This window comes from Photorhabdus akhurstii (genome assembly GCF_018448925.1).
GTDB lineage: Bacteria > Pseudomonadota > Gammaproteobacteria > Enterobacterales > Enterobacteriaceae > Photorhabdus > Photorhabdus akhurstii.
The window spans coordinates 174455-195769 of the sequence record NZ_RCWE01000007.1; the positions used below are offsets into that span (position 1 = coordinate 174455).

At 43.9% G+C, this 21315-nt stretch carries 24 protein-coding genes; 5 read left to right on the forward strand and 19 right to left on the reverse strand.

Annotated features, from left to right (window positions below; translation table 11 throughout):
* Nucleotides 1-49 precede the first annotated feature (49 nt).
* Nucleotides 50-1915, forward strand: coding sequence for a 1-deoxy-D-xylulose-5-phosphate synthase (dxs, locus tag EAE93_RS11035; RefSeq protein ID WP_110085839.1), 1866 nt, complete (start codon nt 50-52; stop codon nt 1913-1915).
* Nucleotides 1916-2039: 124 nt separating this feature from the next.
* Here dxs and EAE93_RS11040 read toward each other — a convergent pair whose 3' ends face one another.
* The gene (locus tag EAE93_RS11040) at nt 2040-2177 is read right to left on the reverse strand and encodes a hypothetical protein (RefSeq protein ID WP_160169972.1); all 138 of its coding nucleotides are present in this window, start codon (nt 2175-2177) and stop codon (nt 2040-2042) included.
* 69 nt (nt 2178-2246) lie between these two features.
* Here EAE93_RS11040 and EAE93_RS11045 point away from each other — a divergent pair, with 69 nt between their 5' ends.
* From EAE93_RS11045 to EAE93_RS11055, 3 genes are all read left to right on the forward strand, one after another.
* A complete protein-coding gene (locus tag EAE93_RS11045) occupies nt 2247-2525 on the forward strand; it encodes a type II toxin-antitoxin system TacA family antitoxin (protein WP_036775083.1) in 279 nt (92 codons plus the stop codon).
* Nucleotides 2522-3046 (forward strand): GNAT family protein, encoded by a 525-nt coding sequence (locus EAE93_RS11050; protein ID WP_036775081.1) that lies wholly within the window; start codon nt 2522-2524, stop codon nt 3044-3046. The genes EAE93_RS11045 and EAE93_RS11050 overlap by 4 nt, the downstream gene beginning before the upstream one ends.
* Nucleotides 3047-3248: 202 nt before the next feature.
* Nucleotides 3249-3431 carry a hypothetical protein gene (locus EAE93_RS11055; RefSeq protein ID WP_181148282.1) on the forward strand — a complete coding sequence of 61 codons (183 nt, stop codon included), beginning with the start codon at nt 3249-3251 and terminating at the stop codon, nt 3429-3431.
* Nucleotides 3432-3650: 219 nt separating this feature from the next.
* On the opposite strand, the gene pgpA is transcribed toward EAE93_RS11055, so the two are convergent.
* From pgpA to queA, 11 genes are all read right to left on the reverse strand, one after another.
* On the reverse strand, nt 3651-4142 hold the full coding sequence (gene pgpA / locus EAE93_RS11060; RefSeq protein WP_214039657.1) for a phosphatidylglycerophosphatase A: 492 nt from the start codon (nt 4140-4142) through the stop codon (nt 3651-3653).
* Nucleotides 4135-5124, reverse strand: coding sequence for a thiamine-phosphate kinase (gene thiL, locus EAE93_RS11065; RefSeq protein WP_036775077.1), 990 nt, complete (start codon nt 5122-5124; stop codon nt 4135-4137). Before thiL ends, pgpA begins: the two co-directional genes overlap by 8 nt.
* A 100-nt stretch (nt 5125-5224) precedes the next feature.
* Nucleotides 5225-5641, reverse strand: a complete 417-nt coding sequence (gene nusB, locus EAE93_RS11070) for a transcription antitermination factor NusB (protein WP_036775075.1) — start codon at nt 5639-5641, stop codon at nt 5225-5227.
* Between the two features lie 26 nt (nt 5642-5667).
* Nucleotides 5668-6138, reverse strand: coding sequence for a 6,7-dimethyl-8-ribityllumazine synthase (ribH, locus tag EAE93_RS11075; protein WP_036808825.1), 471 nt, complete (start codon nt 6136-6138; stop codon nt 5668-5670).
* Nucleotides 6139-6264: 126 nt separating this feature from the next.
* Nucleotides 6265-7374, reverse strand: coding sequence for a bifunctional diaminohydroxyphosphoribosylaminopyrimidine deaminase/5-amino-6-(5-phosphoribosylamino)uracil reductase RibD (ribD, locus tag EAE93_RS11080; RefSeq protein WP_181148284.1), 1110 nt, complete (start codon nt 7372-7374; stop codon nt 6265-6267).
* A gap of 4 nt (nt 7375-7378) precedes the next feature.
* The gene (gene nrdR, locus EAE93_RS11085; protein WP_036775072.1) at nt 7379-7828 is read right to left on the reverse strand and encodes a transcriptional regulator NrdR; all 450 of its coding nucleotides are present in this window, start codon (nt 7826-7828) and stop codon (nt 7379-7381) included.
* Between the two features lie 115 nt (nt 7829-7943).
* A complete protein-coding gene (secF, locus tag EAE93_RS11090; protein ID WP_036775069.1) occupies nt 7944-8912 on the reverse strand; it encodes a protein translocase subunit SecF in 969 nt (322 codons plus the stop codon).
* Nucleotides 8913-8922: 10 nt separating this feature from the next.
* Nucleotides 8923-10770: a protein translocase subunit SecD gene (gene secD, locus EAE93_RS11095; RefSeq protein ID WP_071647092.1), complete on the reverse strand. Its 1848-nt coding sequence runs from the start codon at nt 10768-10770 to the stop codon at nt 8923-8925.
* Between the two features lie 27 nt (nt 10771-10797).
* Entirely contained in the window at nt 10798-11127 is a 330-nt protein-coding gene (gene yajC, locus EAE93_RS11100) for a preprotein translocase subunit YajC (RefSeq protein WP_036775066.1), read from the reverse strand.
* Nucleotides 11128-11218: 91 nt separating this feature from the next.
* Nucleotides 11219-12343 (reverse strand): tRNA guanosine(34) transglycosylase Tgt, encoded by a 1125-nt coding sequence (gene tgt, locus EAE93_RS11105; RefSeq protein WP_036808812.1) that lies wholly within the window; start codon nt 12341-12343, stop codon nt 11219-11221.
* Nucleotides 12344-12493: 150 nt separating this feature from the next.
* On the reverse strand, nt 12494-13561 hold the full coding sequence (gene queA, locus EAE93_RS11110; RefSeq protein ID WP_214039658.1) for a tRNA preQ1(34) S-adenosylmethionine ribosyltransferase-isomerase QueA: 1068 nt from the start codon (nt 13559-13561) through the stop codon (nt 12494-12496).
* A 104-nt stretch (nt 13562-13665) separates the two neighbouring features.
* Here queA and EAE93_RS11115 point away from each other — a divergent pair, with 104 nt between their 5' ends.
* Nucleotides 13666-14262, forward strand: a complete 597-nt coding sequence (locus EAE93_RS11115; RefSeq protein ID WP_036808806.1) for an acyl carrier protein phosphodiesterase — start codon at nt 13666-13668, stop codon at nt 14260-14262.
* Nucleotides 14263-14466: 204 nt separating this feature from the next.
* On the opposite strand, the gene EAE93_RS11120 is transcribed toward EAE93_RS11115, so the two are convergent.
* From EAE93_RS11120 to EAE93_RS11150, 7 genes are all read right to left on the reverse strand, one after another.
* The gene (locus tag EAE93_RS11120) at nt 14467-15435 is read right to left on the reverse strand and encodes a hypothetical protein (protein WP_214039659.1); all 969 of its coding nucleotides are present in this window, start codon (nt 15433-15435) and stop codon (nt 14467-14469) included.
* Entirely contained in the window at nt 15432-15878 is a 447-nt protein-coding gene (locus EAE93_RS11125) for a hypothetical protein (RefSeq protein ID WP_214039660.1), read from the reverse strand. Before EAE93_RS11125 ends, EAE93_RS11120 begins: the two co-directional genes overlap by 4 nt.
* A complete protein-coding gene (locus EAE93_RS11130) occupies nt 15823-16401 on the reverse strand; it encodes a hypothetical protein (protein WP_214039661.1) in 579 nt (192 codons plus the stop codon). The genes EAE93_RS11125 and EAE93_RS11130 overlap by 56 nt, the downstream gene beginning before the upstream one ends.
* Complete coding sequence (locus EAE93_RS11135; RefSeq protein WP_214039662.1) at nt 16398-17366, reverse strand: hypothetical protein; 969 nt, start codon at nt 17364-17366, stop codon at nt 16398-16400. Before EAE93_RS11135 ends, EAE93_RS11130 begins: the two co-directional genes overlap by 4 nt.
* Entirely contained in the window at nt 17363-18331 is a 969-nt protein-coding gene (locus EAE93_RS11140; RefSeq protein WP_214039663.1) for a hypothetical protein, read from the reverse strand. The genes EAE93_RS11135 and EAE93_RS11140 overlap by 4 nt, the downstream gene beginning before the upstream one ends.
* A complete protein-coding gene (locus EAE93_RS11145; protein ID WP_214039664.1) occupies nt 18328-19296 on the reverse strand; it encodes a hypothetical protein in 969 nt (322 codons plus the stop codon). The genes EAE93_RS11140 and EAE93_RS11145 overlap by 4 nt, the downstream gene beginning before the upstream one ends.
* Nucleotides 19293-21315 (reverse strand): hypothetical protein (locus tag EAE93_RS11150; protein WP_214039665.1); only part of this gene is annotated, 2023 nt, incomplete at its 5' end. The genes EAE93_RS11150 and EAE93_RS11145, both read right to left, overlap by 4 nt.

The window sequence follows — 21315 nt, forward strand, 5'->3', positions numbered from 1 at the left end:
ATTTACCCACTGGCAGCGCTATTAATAAACACTTCTTAACGAGTATCAAATGAGCATTGATATAGCCAAATACCCAACATTGGCATTAGCGGAAAATCCTGAAGAACTTCGTATGTTACCAAAAGAGAGCCTGCCGAAGTTATGTGATGAACTTCGGCAATTCCTGCTAAACAGTGTCAGTCGCTCTAGTGGTCACTTTGCCTCCGGTCTTGGCACCATTGAGCTGACTGTAGCGTTACATTATGTCTATAAAACGCCTTTCGACAAATTGGTATGGGACGTCGGCCATCAGGCTTATCCTCACAAAATCTTGACAGGACGCCGAGATCGTATTGATACGATTCGTCAAAAGAATGGGCTTCACCCTTTCCCGTGGCGGGATGAAAGTGAATACGACACCTTATGTGTCGGCCACTCATCGACCTCTATCAGTGCTGGATTAGGAATGGCAATTGCCGCTCAACGCGAAGGCAAAGGCCGTCGTACAGTTTGTGTTATCGGTGATGGCGCGATAACAGCAGGCATGGCTTTCGAAGCGATGAACCATGCCGGGGATATCGACCCGGATATGTTAGTTATTCTTAATGACAACGAAATGTCTATCTCAGAGAACGTTGGTGCGTTAAATAACCATCTAGCTCAACTTCTATCCGGTAAACTCTACACCACATTGCGGGAAGGTGGGAAAAAAGTCTTTTCCAATCTACCTCCGATTAAAGAACTACTGAAAAAAACCGAAGAACATATCAAAGGCATGGTTGTTCCTGGCACTCTGTTTGAAGAATTAGGTTTTAATTACATTGGCCCCATCGACGGACATGATGTACTGACATTGACCCAAACGCTGAAAAATATGCGTGAGTTGAAAGGGCCACAGCTACTGCACATCATGACTAAAAAGGGTCGAGGCTATGCACCCGCCGAAAAAGATCCTATCAGTTGGCATGCGGTACCTAAATTTGATCCGACCACCGGCGCATTACCTAAAAGCTCAGACAACCGCCCTACTTTCTCCAAAATCTTTGGAGACTGGTTATGCGAAGAAGCCGCCAATGACAAAAAACTGATGGCAATCACACCAGCCATGCGCGAAGGCTCTGGTATGGTGCGTTTCTCCCGTGAATATCCTGATCAATACTTCGATGTCGCCATTGCAGAACAACATGCCGTGACTTTTGCCGCTGGTTTGGCAATTGGTGGTTACAAGCCGATTGTTGCTATCTATTCAACATTTCTCCAACGTGCTTATGACCAAGTTATCCATGATATCGCCATTCAGAATCTACCTGTTCTATTTGCAATAGATCGCGGAGGTATCGTAGGTGCTGATGGTCAGACACATCAAGGCGCCTTTGATCTTTCATTCCTTCGTTGCATCCCCAACATGGTCATTATGGCGCCCAGTGACGAGAACGAATGCCGACAGATGCTGCATACCGGCTATCATTATCAGCAAGGTCCCGTAGCCGTGCGCTATCCACGAGGGACCGGAACGGGGGCAGAACCCCAACCATTTGAACAATTGCCAATTGGTAAAGGCGTTATTCGTCGTCAGGGTAATAAGGTAGCGATCCTGAACTTTGGAACTCTGTTACCCGATGCAATAACAGCAGCAGAGTCACTGGATGCGACTGTTGTTGATATGCGTTTTGTCAAACCACTGGATAAAGAATTGATATTAGAAATGGCTGATAACCATGATTTATTGGTCACGCTGGAAGAAAATGCCATTATGGGCGGTGCCGGAAGTGGCGTTAATGAACTGCTAATGCAGGAAGGTCGTCTGGTGCAAATTCTGAATATTGGCTTGCCTGACCAATTTGTTCCACAAGGTAGTCAGGAAGAAATCAGAGCGGATTTAGGGCTTGATGCCGTAGGTATTCAAAATAGTATCAATAAAAGACTATTTTCCTGAGTGTATAGGGATAATAGGATATTTATTCTATTATCCTCAGTTTAGGATTATAGTAGGAAGTGCCTCAAGTTAGATGATATGTATTTTCCGCATTCTTCTCTATAAAAAGGCACTATTTTCAGAATCAAGTAACGATACCTACCAAAGGCTCTACACAAACCCAGTAATCCAGTGCAGTCGTCTTCTGAAAATAACAAAATCGATAGAGGTCACTGCCGTGCCAAAAACGTTCGTATTTGATACGGTACGCGTACGCTTTCATTGTGTACATTTTGCTAATAGGCACACCTTAGTGTACAATTTCAATGCGTATAAATAGGAGGACGTAACAATGCCTCAGATCCCAGTAGAAACTAATGACCGAATGTCGCTACGTATTGCCTCAGAAGAAAAGTCACTGTTGATGCGTGCAGCCGCTTTACAACATACCAACTTGACTGAGTTCGTGCTCCGCAATGTGATGTCAGCAGCACGGAAGATTATCGACGAGAACGAACGACTGGAGCTGACCGAAAGAGATAGTTTGCATGTTCTGGATCTTTTGGATAACCCACCGGCACCGAATGATAAATTGTTGGCCGCAGCATTTGCCTTGCCGAAACAATCATGATGCTACCAATCTGGCACGAAGAGCCTATAGGCAAACATCATTATCGCGGTGCTTTTGACTGTGGTGATGAGGCGTTGAATCAGTTTTTACATCGCCATGCAAGGCAGAGCCATGAGAAAGGTGGGGCAAAAACCTACCTTGCGGTTAGCGAGAGCAATCGGACGGTATTGGGTTACTACAGTCTAAGCCCCGCTTCTATTGCTTATGAACGTGCACCGGAAGTGATTAAACGTGGTCTGGCTCGACATGAAGTGCCAGTATTTCGGCTTGGCCGTCTGGCTGTAGATCTTTCAGTACAGAGTCAAGGACTCGGTGGCCAGTTGTTGCTAGCTGCTGGTCGGCGCTGTTTATTGGTGGCCACGCAGGCTGGCGGGGTTGCATTGCTAATTGATGCCAAGAATGAGCGTGTTGCCGAGTGGTACACCAGCTATGGTGCTATTCCGCTATTAGATGCCCATCTATCTTTGCTGTTACCATTAAAAACAATACATGCGGCACTAGTCACTGCGGGAAAGCTTTAAATGAACGAAGCCAACCAATCACAATAAATTACAACTACTACCAGATATCTCTGCTAAACGACAGGGAAACGCCTACGTCATATTTAAAAATGGGCATTAAGAAATCGGCGGAGTAGTTGTTCACGGTACTCGGTTGGGTGATACCCAACTTCAACCTAAGATATTTCCTTGTACCAAGTGCAACCAGATCATTGCCAGACTGGTGTTCTCTTGGGATTCTGCATCCGTTGAAGAAATGGAAACTGTCGGCAAAAAACTTGAGCTGGAAGCCTTCGTTTCTGACTATCCGGTATGGGTACTTGGCGCACCTGACTGCGACGATGATAACATCGCGAAGCATTTACATGCCCAAGAAAGGGGAGGTGTATTGGGAGCATCCAGATAACATGAACAAGCGGTTGATTGAACTCAACGAGAATCTCTGTTGGGGCACTTTTACGCAGAAACTTACGGTTTTGTCCTCACACAACTATCCCAAACCGGAATTTTCTGTAGAAAAATCACCTACCACAGAAGTTAGCGGTTATCGCAGCTACCCGATCACTACTCCAAGTATAAAGCAAAAAATGAGTCCCTCTCTAAGGGATAATCAATACACCACACCTCAAAAAGTCAAAATCTGATAAAACGCCAATAACCAAACAATCACGAAAGAAAATACACCCGCAATAATATCATCCAACATGATGCCTAATCCTCCATGAACATAGCGATCAAACCAGCGAATTGGCCACGGTTTCCACATATCGAGAATACGGAACACCATAAAACCGGTCAAAACCCACTGCCAGTTAATCACAGGGATTGCCATCAATGTGATCCACATACCGATAAATTCATCCCAGACAATACTGCCGTGGTCATGAACCTTCATATCATCAGAAGTACGCTGACAAATCATTATGCCGAAAAACATCCCGACAATAATCACCAACCAGCAAATCCATTCCGGGAACTGAACCAGTAATAACCAGAACGGAATAGCCGCTGCCGATCCCATTGTCCCCGGCACGACCGGCGACAGCCCACTACCAAAACCTGTCGCTAATAGATGCCAGGGATTGCTCATCCGTAAGCGACGCTTTGCCTTATCCATGTGCTTCCTCGGTAATAAAATGATCGAACCCTTTTAGATCTAATTTAATCTCTTTATTATTGCTGTAGTAACGAATACCTTCCGATTCCGCCATGATCTGTCCAACACAGCTAAAACCAGCACCGGTATGCGCTAACGCAATTTCCAACGCACCACGATTCCGCTCCGGGACGGTAAAACATAATTCATAGTCCTCACCACCACTCAAAGCCCACATCAAAGCTTGCTGCGGTTCAACATATTGTTTCATCGCATCAGAGTAAGGAATCGCATCCAGGTTTATTCTGGCTCCACATCGGCTGGCTTTCAGGATGTGACCCAAATCAGAAATCAAACCATCAGACAAATCAATAGCTGATGTTGCCAAGCCACGTAGCGCTTGCCCTTGTAAAATACGAGGCTGCGGCCTGAGATGACGCTGAACTAACCAGTTGTGGGATATCGGATCAGAAATTTGTAGACGGTTTTGCAACAGGGCTAAACCCGCCGCACTATCACCCAACGATCCACTCACATAAATCCAATCGCCATTTTTTGCGCCAGCACGCCGTAACGCTCTGCTTGCGGGAACTAAGCCATGAATCGTCAACGTCAGACTCATTGGGCCGCGGGTAGTGTCGCCGCCAATAAGCTGCATACCGTAATAACGCAATTGTTCAAACAAACTGTCACTGAAACTACTCAGCCAGCATTCATCCACTTCCGGTAATGTTAAAGCCAATGAAAGCCAGGCAGGATCAGCACCGACTGCGGCCAGATCACTAAGATTCACAGCGAGAGATTTGTAAGCTAAATCTTCAGGGGAGATATCAGGTAAAAAATGAACGCCTGAAACTAAGGTATCCGTACTAACCGCCAATTGTTGTTTATCGGCCAGTGTCATCAGTGCGCAGTCATCACCAATACCTAAATTTACATCACGCCGGTTAGTCTCCTGGCGATCAAAATAACGTGCAATGAGGTCAAATTCGCCACATGCCATAATAAAATCCCAAAAAATTACTGATGATCATGAACATAAGGCCGGTATCCCGGCCTTACAAATCATCGTCTACGGTGGGAAAAACCCGACAAGCAGTAGCTTATCTTTTTCTGCGTACTGCTGGACCAGATTTATCCAGTACTCCGTTCACGAATTTGTGACTATCTTCAGCACCGAAGACTTTTGCCAATTCGATAGCTTCGTTAATAGCCACTTTATAAGGGACATCATCACGATAACTTAGTTCAAACATAGCAACACGCAAAATGGCTTTTTCTACCTGACCTAACTCTTCGAGCTGACGGGAAAGATAAGGAGCCATCAAAGCATCCAGCTTAACTGCATTCACAGCTACTCCTGACAGCAATTCACGAAAATAGGTTACGTCAACACCAGTGACGTCCTGCTCCGACAGAAACTGTAATTCAACATCAGCAACGCTATTGCCAGATAATTGCCATGAATATATAGCCTGAACAGCGCACTCACGAGCACGACGACGAGCAGCAGGTTTCACAAGATTCCCCTTAATTAAAACTAAAATCAGCCTTTAATGGCATTAATTACATTGACCATTTCCAGCGCGGTTAATGCAGCTTCTGCGCCTTTATTACCCGCTTTGGTTCCAGCGCGCTCAATCGCCTGTTCAATGCTTTCTGTAGTCAGAACACCAAATGCCACTGGAATTTCACTGGACATCGCCACATTGGACAGACCAGAACTGCATTCACCAGCAACGTATTCAAAATGAGCGGTACCACCGCGGATAACTGTACCTAGCGCGACAACGGCATCATATTTTCGGGTTTCGACCAATGTCTTCACTGTCAATGGTAACTCGTAAGCACCAGGAACCCAGACAACAGTGATATTCTCTGAGGCAACCTGACCGATACGCTCAAGCGCATCTACCGCGCCTCCTAACAGACTGTCATTAATGAAGTTGTTGAAACGTGCAATGGCAATCGCCACACGAGCTTGTGGAGCTGCAACAACACCTTTGATTACGTTCATAGCCTTCCTTCTATCTGTTCATATCCGCAGGGGGGCGGATTCTATCATATTCTTTCGTTAGCCGCGCCTGCCGATTTAGCAACGGAGCATAAAAACAGGCAAATTAATCCACACTCATATATTCAGTCAGTATACCGGCCGCAAACGCAAACGAAGATCAGGGCCAACTTGCTGTATATCAAAAATGTCAAATTCCGGCGCCGCTGCCAGATTTTTGAGTTCAGGAATAGCAAACAAACCACAAGCCGTATCACCTAGCACTTTTGGCGCAACATAAAGAACCAGTTCATCCACCAATCCTAACGTTAGCAACGCCCCCGCCAACAACGCCCCGCACTCAGTCCAGACCGTATTGATCTGGCGCCTCCCCAACTGCATCATCAATGACACTAAATCTACCCCAACACCATGAGCAGGCAACAGTATCTGTTCTACATTTTCAGATAAGTCATGTTCATCTGCTTTAGTGCGAGCCAGCCAACAATAACCGGGCTGTTGTATCACCTGATGCTGAGGACCAACACGATTCTGACTGTCAACAATAACACGTACCGGTTGACAAAGATTTTCCTCGGGATAAGCCGCCTGAGTTTCCGCATCCAATTCACTCCAACGAACCGTCAAGTGAGGATCATCAGCCAGAACTGTACTACTGGAACTCAGAATCGCGCTACATTGAGCACGGAATTTTTGTACATCATCGCGAGCTTGAGATGATGTAATCCATTTACTTTCACCAGAAGCTAATGCAGTTCGCCCGTCAAGAGAAGAAGCCATCTTCAACTGAACATACGGGAATCCGGTACGCATCCGTTTCAAAAATCCCCGGTTGAGAGATTCAGCTTCTTCCATCATCAGACCATGCTCTACTGCAATACCAGCCTGTTGCAGCTTATAAAGTCCCCTTCCTGCTACCTGTGGATTAGGGTCCTGCATCGCCGCGACCACACGGCTAACGCCAGCCGCAATCAACGCATCGGCACAAGGCGGTGTTTTACCGTGATGACTGCACGGCTCAAGCGTGACATAAACAGTTGCGCCTTTAGCTTTATCCCCGGCCATCCGTAAGGCATGAACCTCCGCATGTGGCTCGCCAGAACGTAAATGAAAACCTTCCCCAATAATCTGCCCATCACGCACAATCACACAACCTACGTTGGGATTAGGTGACGTGGTAAAGCGCCCTTGACGCGCTAATTCCAAAGCACGCGCCATATATTTTTTATCGTTATTCACTGGCTCAACCTTGTAATTTAGCAATCTCTTCGCCAAATTCACGAATATCTTCAAAGCTGCGATAAACAGAAGCAAAACGGATATAAGCAACTTTATCCAATTTCTTCAATTCATCCATGACCAGATTACCAATCATTTTGGATGGAACTTCCCGTTCACCGGTAGCACGTAACTGAGATTTAATATAGCTAATCGCCATCTCTACATCATCAGAACTAACCGGGCGCTTCTCCAGTGCTTTTTGCATACCGCGGCGCAATTTTTCTTCATCGAACGGCTCTCGGATATCGTCACTTTTTATTACTCTAGGCATAACCAACTCAGCCATTTCAAAAGTGGTGAATCGCTCATGACACTCAAGACACTGGCGCCGTCGGCGCACCTGCGAGCCATCCCCAACTAAACGAGAGTCAATCACTTTGGTATCAACAGCAGCACAAAATGGGCAATGCATATCGTTTCCTGATGGTTAATCCAAACTAAATTTACAGTTTATCCTTAATCTGAATAAAAAACACCCTGTCAGCCGGATACTCACAGGGTGTTTGAACAGCATCAAGGCAGAATAATTAAGGTAACAAAGATGGCTGATCAGCCCCTTCTTTTTCAACTTTTTGCTGGATCATGTGTTCACGCTTCATACCCAGTTTCAACGCTAAAGCGGAAGCAACATAGATAGAAGATACCGTACCGATAGAAACACCGATTAACATCGCTAGTGAGAAACCCTTCAACATCGCGCCACCGAAAATATACAACATCAGCACCACCAGTAAGGTAGTCGCGGACGTCATGATTGTACGGCTCAATGTTTGCGTCAGAGAGACGTTCATAATTTCATACGACGTACCACGACGGATCTTACGGAAATTCTCACGGATACGGTCAGAAACCACGATACTGTCATTCAATGAGTAACCGATAACCGACATCAGCGATGCCACAATGGTCAGGTCAATCTCGATATGAAACAGTGATAGAACCCCTAATGTGATGATGACGTCATGGGCAAGGGCAAGAACCGCACCCAATGCTAAACGCCATTCAAAACGGAACCCAACATAAATCAAGATACAGACAAGCGCCGCCAGTAACGCCATTGCACCATCTTGGGCGAGCTCAGCACCGACACTCGGACCAACAATTTCAATACGATTGACACTCGCATCTTTATCAATGGTGTCATTAACGACCTTAATAACCTTTTTACCCAGTTCCTCATTAGCCGCTCCCGTAACCGGTGGCATACGCACCATGACATCACGGCTACTACCGAAATTTTGCAACAGCGGATCTTCAAAACCCGCTTTTGCCAGGCTATCACGCATCTTATCCAGATCAGCAGATTGACTGAGTTTGATTTCGATTACCGTACCACCGGTAAAATCGAGTCCCCAGTTAAATCCGCGGGTTGCCATCACAAAAACAGAAGCTACCAACAGCAGCAACGAAATTCCGAAAGCAACGTTGTCCCAGCGCATAAAGTCATAGACTCTGCGACCATAGTTCAATTGTTCAACAGTATAATCCTGTGCCACAACGTGCTCCTTAAATTGACAGCTTCTTAATACGCTTACCGCCGTATAGCAGGTTGACGATCCCTCGAGTACCTACAATAGCGGTGAACATAGAAGTCGCGACACCAATTGACGTTGTTATCGCAAAGCCTTTAATTGACCCGGTACCAACAGCATAAAGAATGACCGCAGTAATCAACGTAGTCAGGTTAGCGTCAATAATACTGGAGAAAGCCCCTTTATAACCTTCATGTATCGCTTGTTGCACTGTCCGGCCATTACGCAATTCTTCTTTGATACGTTCGTTAATCAGCACGTTAGCATCAACCGCCACCGCCAGCGTTAGCACAATACCCGCGATCCCCGGCATGGTTAACGTCGCCCCTGGCAGCAGAGACATGATACCGACAATCAACACCAAGTTAGCCAACAACGCACTGCTCGCAATCACGCCAAATTTACGATAGTAAATCACCATAAACAGAATTGATGCAATTAAGCCCCACAGACAAGCTTCTAAACCTTGTTCAATATTTTGCAGACCAAGGGTTGGTCCAATGGTACGCTCTTCCACAATCTGAATCGGCGCAATCAAAGCTCCCGCACGCAACAATAAGGATAACTGACGCGCTTCGGTTGCATTGGAAAGGCCCGTGATACGGAAATTGTTCCCCAGACGAGTCTGAATATTAGCAATGTTAATCACTTCTTCATGTTTAACTAACACCGCCCGACCGTTAGCATCTTTCTTACCGCTGTCTTTATATTCCACAAACAGTGTTGCCATTGGCTTACCAACATTGTCTTTGGTGAAATTAGACATCGCTGTGCCACCGGCACTGTCCAGTGAAATACTCACCTGTGGATTACCATATTCATCGGCATCCGAGATTGAATCTGTAATGTGATCACCGGTCAGAATAACACGCTTGTATAGCACAACCGGATTACCATCACGGGTATCTTTCACCTCAGAATCACCTGGCACACGACCTGATGCAGCCGCGGTAGAATCAATACTGGTATTGACCAGACGAAATTCCAATGTTGCTGTCGCGCCAAGAATCTCTTTTGCACGAGCCGTATCCTGAATACCCGGTAATTCAACCACGATACGGTCAGCGCCCTGACGCTGAACCAAAGGCTCAGCCACACCCAGTTGATTAACACGGTTACGCAGAATGGTAATGTTCTGCTGCACCGCATAAGAACGGGCTTCGCGCTGACGTTCATCACTCATCACTGCTTTCAGGGTGTTATTGGTTCCAATACTAAAAACTAAATCACGGTGACGGCCTGTAAGATAGTTTTCCGCCTCAGCACGCGCTTTTTCATCACGGAAGCGAATTTCTACACCGTAATTATCAATTTTACGGACAGTGGAATAAGGAATACCTTTTTCACGCAAATCAGTGCGCAGGCCATCAATATTCTGCTCTTGCAGTTTACCTAATGCGGTTTCCATATCCACTTCCATCAGGAAGTGCACCCCACCTCGCAGATCAAGGCCCAACTTCATTGGTTCGGCGCCAACCTTACTTAACCAAGTTGGTGTTGCTGGCGCCAGGTTCAATGCCACCACGTACTGATCGCCTAATGTGGACATCAATACTTCACGGGCACGAAGTTGAATATCGGAATTATTGAAACGAGCAAGAATTGCGCCATTTTCCAGCGTAATAGATTTACTCGCGATTTGATTCTTTTCTAAAACATTATGGACTTGGACCAGCGTTTGCTCACTGGCGGCGACACCTCGCGCGCCAGTGATTTGTACAGCCGGATCCTCACCATAAAGGTTGGGAAGTGCATAAAGCAAACCGATGAGGATCGCAGCGATCAGCATCAGATACTTCCACAAAGGATAACGGTTTAGCACGGCAGTTCCCTTCGGGAAAATCAGAAATTATAGAGCTTTCATCGTACCTTTCGGTAAAACGGCAGCGACGAAATCACGTTTAATGGTCACTTCAGTAGTCTCATTCAGTGCTACAACGATATAACCCGTGTCAGAAACTTTAGTGACGCGACCAATCAAACCACCATTGGTCATCACCTCATCACCTTTAGAAATAGAATCCATCAGCTTTCTATGTTCTTTAGTACGTTTCTGTTGTGGACGCAGGATCATGAAGTAGAAGATCAAGCCAAAAACGACCAGCATGATGATCAAAGAATATGGGCTTCCCTGAGCCGGTGCGCCAGCAGATGCTGCTGCTTCAGAAATAATACTCATTAAACTTCCCTCATTGTTATCAAATTCAATAGTAATCAAAAACCAGCCGCAATATGCTATACACACCGAAACCAGTCAATCACCACTTAAGTCAAATACTTAATGCCGGAACGGGTTTACCAATCCGTTGATAAAAATCTTCAACAAACTGTTCAAGATTACCCTCTTCGATAGCTTGACGAATCTTAGCCATCAGGCGCTGATAATACCGCAAATTATGGATAGTATTCAGCCTTGCACCGAGAATTTCGTTACAACGGTCGAGATGATGCAAATATGCCCGACTATAATTCCGACAAGTATAACAGTCACACTGCTCATCCAACGGAGAAGTATCCTCTTTATGTTTGGCATTACGGATCTTAATCACACCATTGGTCACAAAAAGATGACCATTACGGGCATTTCGGGTCGGCATCACACAATCAAACATATCAATGCCGCGACGAACCCCTTCCACCAAATCTTCTGGCTTCCCCACGCCCATCAGATAGCGCGGTTTATCTTGCGGGATTTGCGGACAGACATGCTCAAGAATACGGTGCATATCCTCTTTAGGCTCGCCTACCGCCAGACCACCTACAGCGTATCCATCAAAACCAATCTCTACCAGACCTTTTACTGAGATGTCACGTAAATCTTCGTAAATACTTCCCTGAATAATACCAAACAACGCGTTTTTATTCTGTAATTCATCAAAACGCTTACGACTACGCGCCGCCCAACGTAAGGACATCTCCATCGAACGTTTCGCATAATCCCAATCAGCAGGATATGGCGTACATTCATCAAAAATCATGACAATATCAGAGCCCAAATCATACTGAATTTCCATCGATTTTTCTGGGCTAAGGAAAACTGGGGTACCATTGATTGGGTTACGGAAATGTACACCTTCCTCTTTGATTTTACGCATTGCGCCAAGGCTGAATACCTGAAAACCGCCTGAATCCGTCAAGATTGGACCATGCCATTGCATAAACCCATGCAGATCACCATGAAGTTTCATGATTTCCTGCCCTGGACGTAGCCACAGATGGAAAGTATTGCCAAGCAGGATCTGCGCGCCGGTTTCCTTTACCTCTTCCGGTGTCATCCCTTTTACCGTGCCATAAGTCCCAACTGGCATAAATGCCGGCGTTTCTACCACGCCACGCTCAAAAATCAGACGACCACGACGGGCTTGACCATCGGTAGTTTGTAATTCAAATTTCACTTAACCTCCAGGCATCAGATAAACAGTCCGATGCTGTTGTTTAAAACCAGACAAAGTTGAAATTTACCGTTGAACTGAGATATTCACATAATCCTATTTTCAACAACTTCAACAATATATTCCAGTCAATGCCATAATTATTACATTAAATTAAGAAATCTTTTCCTTGCAAGCGAAGGGATTACGACGAATAAACATCGCATCACCGTAACTAAAGAAACGATATTTTTCTGCAACTGCCTCTTTATAAGCATTCATCGTATTTTTATAACCCGCAAACGCAGAAACCAACATGATAAGTGTCGATTCCGGCAAATGGAAATTAGTAATCAACGCGTCCACAACTTGATATTCAAAACCCGGATAGATAAAAATTTGCGTGTCATTAAAAAATGGCGCAATTAACCCATCCTGGCAGGCTTTTGCTGCACTTTCCAGCGATCGCACTGAGGTTGTGCCAACAGCAACAACTTTGTTACCTCGCGCCTTACACGCCAGCACAGCATCAACCACATCCTGTGGCACTTCTGCATATTCGGCATGCATAATATGGTCTTCAATAGTCTCTACCCGCACTGGTTGGAAAGTACCGGCACCAACATGCAATGTCACAAAAACCATCTCCACGCCCTTTTTACGCAGCGCTTCCAACAATGGCTCATCAAAATGCAGACCGGCGGTTGGCGCAGCTACCGCCCCGGGCCGCTCACTGTATACAGTTTGATACAACTCACGGTCTGCCTCTTCATCAGGACGATTAATATAAGGCGGCAAAGGCATATGACCGACATCATCCAAAATAGACAACACATCGCGCTCATCATCAAAACGTATTTCGAACAGACTATCATGGCGGGCCAACATGGTTGCTTTAAGACTTTCATTGTCACCCAACAACAGCTCAGTTCCCGCTTTTGGCGCTTTGGAAGCACGCACATGTGCAAGTACCCGCTTATCATCCAACACCCGTTCAACCAGCACTTCCAACCTACCGCCCGTAGCTTTTCGGCCGAAAATACGCGCAGGTATGACGCGAGTATTATTGAAAACCAGTAAATCTCCGGCATTCAGCTTATCGAGAACATCCGTAAAAACACCATGCGTTAATGCCCCCGTTTCACCATCAAGCGAGAGCAAACGACAGCCACTGCGTTGTGGTTGAGGGTAATGAGCAATCATTTCGTCAGGAAGTTCAAAAGTAAAATCGGAGACACGCATTATATTTAATCATTCAGAAAAACAGGCGGACTAGTCTAGTGCCGCAGCTCTGAGGGTGCAACAAATAAGCACATAACTTCGCGGATTTATATTACAATCACCGAATGAATTTTCTCGCTCACCTTCACTTAGCTACTCTGGCTGACAGTTCCCTGTTAGGGAATCTGATGGCAGATTTTGTGCGCGGTAATCCAGAGGGGCAATACAGCGCTGATGTGGTTGCCGGTATTCGTATGCATCGGCGGGTTGACGTATTAACAGATACCCATCCATTGGTTATTCAAGCTCGTCACTTGTTCAGTGCTCCATATCGACGGGTTGCGCCGATCACTTTGGATATTATCTGGGATCACTTCCTCTCCTTGTATTGGGATAAATTAGTTCCCACTTACTCATTACCGGCATTTATTCACCATGCCCGCAACCAAATTGAACCTCATCTTTATTACACTCCTGAAAAATTTCAGGAGCTGAATGAATTTTTATGGCCGCAAAACTGGCTAATCCGCTATGCAGATCTTGCATTTATCGCAGATGTATTAACAGGCATGGCCCGAAGGCATCCCAGATTATCGGCTTTATCTGGATCATTTCAGGATATAGAACAACATTACGCTGACTTTGAAGCACTATTCTGGCAATTTTACCCCTATATGATGGAAAAAGCGGAAAATAAGGATTTTTACTGTTCGCCTCAATAAGCGTTGTTATTACAAATTATGCTTGTGAATAAATTGTAAATGCGGATAGAAAGAAATCATTCAGGCAATACAGTATTTTCACATGTTTAATGATTTCTTCATTCCTGATATCCAGCGATACAGTCAGAATTTCTTTTCTCCAGCATGCCAACCATTTGGCTGGTGTAAGATGAATAGTAGGAAATGACTTTTTAACGCTAGCTTTCATTCGGAAAGATCTTCATCAGAGGGACCTAAACGATCCAATTCGGCCAAAATCAACGGAATTTGTACCTCTAAATCAGTGGGTCTTTTATCTTTACTCCACCAGATAAGCGGCTCACGGCGTTTATAGTCCACTTTACTGACCGCTTCTTTGCCGTTTAATAAGAATTTCACCATAAAGGCGACTGCCAGAGCTTTATCATTACCACTACTTAAAAAAGCAAAAGAATAACTGCTGACGTTAGGGATAAAACCACGCCCGACAAGGTTATTATTTTCGTCTAGGCCATACACTTTGAGATAAAAAATATTAGTTTTTTCCCCCATGCCTACTTGTGGATAGCGGGCAGCATAGGCTTTTCCTTTATACCAAGTGTAAAAGATCTGTTGTTCACGATCGATAATTAATGGTGCCTGACGGCGTAAGAAAAATATAGCCCATACAAAAGGTGGAATAATCAGCAGATAAAGCAATAGGAAGCTTATATCAATAATGAGAAGTCGAGTGCTACTTGGGTAAAAGGTATAACGATAATATAAATATTTTTTTAGCGAAATTTCTTGATCATTACCAATATAACGGACATCTTCCATATCAGCAGGTAGATCATTCCGTAGATAAAATTTTTCGCCATAGTCTTTTTTTGCGTAGCCAACCCATCGATGAATAGCTTTTTCATCAATTTTCCGTTCTTTGATAAATTCATTAATATTTAGAATAAGACTACTAAGAATTCCTAATGTAACTGGGATTAAGGTAATACTCCGAGCGCGGCGTTGGGTATTGCGAATATGACATTCTTTATTATCAATGTAGTCCAATGTTTCTACATGTTTAATGGTTTCTTCATCCTTAATATCTGGCGGTACTGTCAGAATTTCTTTTTCCCAACGGACCAGCCGTTGGGCTGGCAATGGATGAATAGTAGGAAACCATTTTTTGAGTAAGTTTTTTAATCGTTGCTTCATTCGGAAAGATCTTCATCAGGGGGACCTAAGCGATCCAATTCGGCCAGAATCAACGGAATTTGAGCGTCTAAATCGGCGGGTCTTTTATCTTTACTCCACCAAATAAGCGGCTCACGGCGTTTGTAGTCCACCTTACTGACTGCCTCTTTGCCGTTTAATAAGAATTCCACCATAAAAGCCAATGCCAGACCTTTATCATTGCCACTGCTTAAAAAAGCAAAAGTATAACTGCTGACGTTAGGGATAAAGACACGTTCGATAAGGTTGTTATTTTCATTCAATCCATAAACTTTGAGATACAAAATATTAGTTTTTTCCATCATACCTAATTGTGGATAACGGGCGGCATAAGCTTTACCTTTATACCAGGTGTAGAAAATCTGTCGTTCACGGTCGATAATTAATGGCGCTTGGCTCTGCCAAAAAAAATATACAATATACAAATGGGGGAATAATCAGTAGATAGAGTAGCAGGAAACTTATATCAATTATGAGCAATCGAGTACTGCTTGGGTAAAAAGTATAACGATAATATAAATACTTTCTTAGTGATATTTCTTTATCATTACCAATATAACGGGCATTTTCCATATAGTCTGGTAAATCGTTACGCAGATAAAACTTTTCTCCATATTTTTCTTTTACTAGCTCTACCCAGGAATGAATATCTGATTCAGTATCCTTTCGTTCTTTTATAAAATCATTCACAGTTAACACTAGACTGGTAATTAGTCCTAGTGTAACAGGAATTAGAGTAATACTCCTAAAACGGCGTTGTGGATTGCGAATGTGACATTCCTTATCATTAAGGCGATCCAATATTTCTACATGCTTAATGGTTTCTTCATCCTTAATATCTGGTGGTGCTGCCAGAACCTCTTTTTCCCAATAGGCCAGCCGTTTGGCTGGCATTGGATGAATAGTGGGAAACCATTTTTTGATTAAATGTTTTAATCGTTGCTTCATTCGGAAAGATCTTCATCAGGGGGACCTAAGCGATCCAATTCTGCCAGAATCAACGGAATTTGAGCTTCTAAGTCGGCGGGTCTTTTATCTTTACTCCACCAAATAAGCGGCTCACGGCGTTTATAATCCACTTTACTGACTGCCTCTTTACCATTTAATAAGAATTTCACAATAAAAGCCAGCGCCAAACCTTTATCATTACCACTGCTTAAGAAAGCAAAAGAGTAACTGCTGACGTTAGGGATAAAACCACGCCCGATAAGTTGATTGTTCTCATCCAGGCCATAAACTTTGAGATAAAAAATATTAGTTTTTTCCCCCATGCCTACTTGTGGATAGCGGGCAGCATAGGCTTTTCCTTTATACCAAGTGTAAAAGATCTGCCGTTCGCGATCGATAATTAATGGTGCCTGACGGCGTAAGAAAAAGATGGCCCAGACAAAAGGAGGAATAATCAGTAGGTAAAGCAATAAAAATGCCATATCAGTTATTAAAATATTATTGCTATATTCATAATGGTTATAGCGATAATATAGGTATTTTCTTAGGGAAATTTCTTTATCATAAGCAATATATTCATACTTTTTAAGAAAATCCGGTAGAGCAGGATCCAAATAAAATTTCTCACCATAATCTTTTTTTGCATCGTTAACAGACCAAAGCAGATTCTTTTCTGCTGCCCACCATGTTTCAATAAAATCGTTAACGTTTAAGACCAGACTGCTAATAATCCCCAGTGTGACCGGGATCAAGGCAATACTCCGAGCGCGGCGTTGGGTATTGCGAATATGACATTCTTTATTATCAAGGTAGTCCAATATCTCCACGTGCTTAATGGTTTCTGCATCCTTAATATCTGGCGGTACTGCCAGAATTTCTTTTTCCCAACGGGCCAGCCGTTTGGCTGGCAGTGAATGAATAGTGGGAAACCATTTTTTGAGTAAGTGTTTCAATCGTTGTTTCATTCAGAAAGATCTTCATCAGGGGGACCCAAGCGATCCAATTCTGCCAAAATCAACGGAATTTGTGCCTCTAAATCAGCGGGTCTTTTATCTTTACTCCACCAGATAAGCGGCTCACGACGTTTATAATCTACTTTACTGACTGCCTCTTTACCATTTAATAAGAATTTCACCATAAAAGCGACCGCCAGAGCTTTATCATTGCCACTACTTAAGAAAGCAAAAGTATAACTGCTGACATTAGGGATAAAGACACGTTCTATAAGGTTATTATTTTCATCCAGTCCGTAGACTTTGAGATACAGAATATTGGTTTTTTCCAGCATACCTAATTGTGGATAACGGGCAGCATAGGCTTTACCTTTATACCAGGTGTAGAAAACCTGTCGTTCACGGTCAATAATTAATGGCGCCTGACTCTGCCAAAAAAATATACAATATACAAAGGGTGGAATAACCAGTAGATAGAGTAGTAGGAAGCCTATATCAATTTTCAAAAAAGAGTCGCTATGCCGATAATAATTATAACGGTAATGTAAATATTTTCTCAGTGAAATTTCTTTATCATTACCAATATAGCGAGCATTTTCCATATAATCGGGTAAGTCATCGCGTAGGTAAAATTTGTCACCATATTCTTCTTTGACTAAGTTGACCCACCGATGGATCCCTGCTTCATCGTTTTTACGGTCTTCGATAAATCCGTTAATATTCAGAATAAGACTACTAATAATCCCTAATGTAACAGGGATTAGATTAATACTCCTAAAACGGCGTTGAGGATTGCGGATATGACACTCCTTATCATCAAGGTAGTCCAATATTTCTACATGTTTAATTGTTTCCTCATCCTTAATATCTGGTGGTGCTGCCAGAAGTTCTTTTTCCCAGCGTGCCAGCCGTTGGGCTGGCAAAGGATGAATAGTGGGAAACCATTTTTTAAGTAAATTTCTTAATCGTTGCTTCATTCGGAAAGATCTTCATCAGGGGGACCTAGGCGATCCAATTCTGCCAGAATCAACGGAATTTGTGCCTCTAAATCAGCGGGTCTTTTATCTTTACTCCACCAAATAAGTGGCTCACGACGTTTATAATCCACTTTACTGACCGCCTCTTTGCCGTTTAATAAGAATTTCACCATAAAGGCCACGGCTAACCCTTTATCATTACCACTGCTTAAAAAAGCAAAAGAATAACTGCTGACGTTAGGGATAAAACCACGCCCGATAAGTTGATTGTTCTCGTCCAGGCCGTAGACTTTGAGGAACATAATATTAGTTTTTTCTGCCATGCCTACTTGTGGATAACGAGCGGCATAAGCTTTGCCTTTATACCAGGTGTAAAAAATCTGCCGTTCACGGTCGATAATTAATGGTGCCTGACGGCGTAAGAAAAAGATGGCCCAGACAAAAGGAGGAATAATCAGTAGGTAAAGCAATAAAAATGCCATATCAGTTATTAAAATATTATTGCTATATTCATAATGGTTATAGCGATAATATAGGTATTTTCTTAGGGAAATTTCTTTATCATAAGCAATATATTCATACTTTTTAAGAAAATCCGGTAGAGCAGGATCCAAATAAAATTTCTCACCATAATCTTTTTTTGCATCGTTAACAGACCAAAGCAGATTCTTTTCTGCTGCCCGCCATGTTTCAATAAAATCGTTAACGTTTAAGACCAGACTGCTAATAATCCCCAGTGTGACTGGGATCAAGGCAATACTCCGAGCGCGGCGCTGGGTATTGCGAATATGACATTCTTTATTATCAAGGTAGTCCAATATTTCTACATGTTTAATGGTTTCTTCATCCTTAATATCTGGCGGTACTGCCAGAATTTCTTTTTCCCAACGGACCAGTCGTTTGGTTGGCAATGGATGAATAGTGGGAAACCATTTTTTAAGTATATCTTTGAGTCGTTGTTTCATATAGTACGCTCTCCGTCAAAACTACCCTTGATGGTATTCTCTAATGTGGGTTCTTCTCCCCATAAATAACGCAGAGGAGCGATAATATTTTCTGATTGTTCATAGTACCAGTACAATTCGCTACTGCGAGGATAAACGCCTATTGTTTCTGGAAATACGATCTCTAGTGTTGCAGTATCGCCATTTAGGGTAAGTTTGGCCTTTTCCTGAGCTTCCTTGAATTTAGTATTGCGAAAAGTATCTAGGGTATATTTGCGGTGGTTAATCTCAACATAATCTACTTCTTCTCCCCAGTAAGAGATTTTAGGCGAAGTCACAAATACCCTACGGATATTTGAAAGTCCCATCTGAAAAGCGGGCAAAGTGAAACGATAGGTGGTGACACCAAATCCCTGATGTATTTTCAGTTGTGGTTGAATAAAGAGGTTTAAGAACTCTTGGTTTTCGATAAGAAAATGATTTTGTGTATCCTTATTCATTGCTCTGGCTTTTTTAAGTTGATCATTAATTGTTTGGCGATCGTCCGTGCTCCAAAAACCATATTTTTCCCCAGCCCCCCAAAAACAGTTATTCAGTACTTTCTCCAAATCTGACCAGGCACTGCTGGCTTGTACGATACTGCCACCGATAAGCAAGCCAGCTCCAATGACTATTGCGGTGAGTACTCCTGCCGTCAGAAAGGTGCCTACCGCAGCTCCGATCACGACTGCTGTTGTTAAGATGGTAGAACCTGTCCCTATAGCGACTTGGCTATAACCTTCCACGCTATTACCTACTTTAAAGGCGTTACTGGCATCATAGAAGGAGATAATCGCGCTTAAATATCCCGCCACACTGCCGGCAATACGGGAGAACTGACTGACCATTGCGATATTGATAGCAGGCACTTTTGTCCCATTCATCAGCGCTTTCACTATGGGAGAATTTACTTTGCTAGCCAGCGTTGAACCGAGAGAAGTCAAATCAGCACTCATACCAATTACCGCGGTACTAAAGCGCAGCAGATTTATATAGGAAGACCCGGGCTGTAAAGGGTTGTTGCGGGCATATTCTGTCTGCATAACCACGTCCACCAGGGTGAAGGCATTGAGAAACAGGCTGACACCGGTCAATGAAGAATCAAACAGTAAACCAATAGAGGTTTTATTAGCCCCTTCTAAGGTAAAAAGCTGAACCGGCGAGTCCACACTGGCCTTAACTTCGGGCAGAGTTATCACCGGTTTATTGCCGAGTGATCCCAGGCGTTTACTCCAGTTAATCACCCGTTCCCCGATAGCTTGTTGACGCATTGCCGGGTCAGGTCGGTTGCGATTCGTTTTCGATTCCAGCCGTTTCAGCACTTCCTGATAGCTCTGTTCACTGAGTGCCACTCTGCCATCCGGTTCAATCACCACCCCCAGCGTGGATAACAGGGCCGGAACCAGTTGTTGGGTTATCTGGTCAATCGCTTTCTGGGGAAGCTGGCGGACATAACTTGAACCCTGATGAATTGCCTGATGGGTATAGGCACAAACAGTTGCTAAAAAAGTCCCCATACCTAACAGAATATTATCGACTCCACTGATAAACGGGCCCTTAAGCATCGGTGATTTTACTTTGTCGTTATTTAGTACGGTGACAACCCCGGTGGTAATGGTGCGCCAGAAGTTGCCATCCCCGTTGCCGTCTGACTCTTTGGCTGCAAGCTTCGCTAAAACCTGCTGGCCGGGCAAGGATGATTGCAGGTTGCCGAGCAGGCCGGAGAGGATTTCACTGAAAAACCGGAACTCCAGCGCATCCTCTTCTTCCAGCGTCTCCTTTTCATCTTGCAGTGAAAAGAAGTAGTGAAAGTAATTTTGCAGCCCGCCGACTTGATAACTGAGGTCCGGGTTATCCGCAAAGGCTTCAAACAATTTCATAAACATCGCCTGACGCGCTTCAAAATCTTCGGTGACTTTTTTCAATTTCGGCCAGTCGTTGTTCCAGCGGTCCTGATGAATACTGTCATCTATTTTCTTTTTCAGCTCCGGGTTTTTGGTG

What these genes read in the sequence shown, in the direction of transcription:
- EAE93_RS11040 (WP_160169972.1), bottom strand. Translation starts at nt 2,177, where the DNA reads ATGAAAGCGTACGCGTACCGTATCAAATACGAACGTTTTTGGCACGGC.
- EAE93_RS11135 (WP_214039662.1), bottom strand. Translation starts at nt 17,366, where the DNA reads ATGAAACAACGATTGAAACACTTACTCAAAAAATGGTTTCCCACTATT.
- EAE93_RS11050 (WP_036775081.1), top strand. Translation starts at nt 2,522, where the DNA reads ATGATGCTACCAATCTGGCACGAAGAGCCTATAGGCAAACATCATTAT.
- EAE93_RS11145 (WP_214039664.1), bottom strand. Translation starts at nt 19,296, where the DNA reads ATGAAACAACGACTCAAAGATATACTTAAAAAATGGTTTCCCACTATT.
- EAE93_RS11120 (WP_214039659.1), bottom strand. Translation starts at nt 15,435, where the DNA reads ATGAAGCAACGATTAAAAAACTTACTCAAAAAATGGTTTCCTACTATT.
- EAE93_RS11045 (WP_036775083.1), top strand. Translation starts at nt 2,247, where the DNA reads ATGCCTCAGATCCCAGTAGAAACTAATGACCGAATGTCGCTACGTATT.
- nrdR (WP_036775072.1), bottom strand. Translation starts at nt 7,828, where the DNA reads ATGCATTGCCCATTTTGTGCTGCTGTTGATACCAAAGTGATTGACTCT.
- EAE93_RS11140 (WP_214039663.1), bottom strand. Translation starts at nt 18,331, where the DNA reads ATGAAGCAACGATTAAGAAATTTACTTAAAAAATGGTTTCCCACTATT.
- dxs (WP_110085839.1), top strand. Translation starts at nt 50, where the DNA reads ATGAGCATTGATATAGCCAAATACCCAACATTGGCATTAGCGGAAAAT.
- queA (WP_214039658.1), bottom strand. Translation starts at nt 13,561, where the DNA reads ATGCGTGTCTCCGATTTTACTTTTGAACTTCCTGACGAAATGATTGCT.
- pgpA (WP_214039657.1), bottom strand. Translation starts at nt 4,142, where the DNA reads ATGGATAAGGCAAAGCGTCGCTTACGGATGAGCAATCCCTGGCATCTA.
- EAE93_RS11130 (WP_214039661.1), bottom strand. Translation starts at nt 16,401, where the DNA reads ATGAAGCAACGATTAAAACATTTAATCAAAAAATGGTTTCCCACTATT.
- thiL (WP_036775077.1), bottom strand. Translation starts at nt 5,124, where the DNA reads ATGGCATGTGGCGAATTTGACCTCATTGCACGTTATTTTGATCGCCAG.
- yajC (WP_036775066.1), bottom strand. Translation starts at nt 11,127, where the DNA reads ATGAGTATTATTTCTGAAGCAGCAGCATCTGCTGGCGCACCGGCTCAG.
- EAE93_RS11115 (WP_036808806.1), top strand. Translation starts at nt 13,666, where the DNA reads ATGAATTTTCTCGCTCACCTTCACTTAGCTACTCTGGCTGACAGTTCC.
- ribH (WP_036808825.1), bottom strand. Translation starts at nt 6,138, where the DNA reads ATGAACGTAATCAAAGGTGTTGTTGCAGCTCCACAAGCTCGTGTGGCG.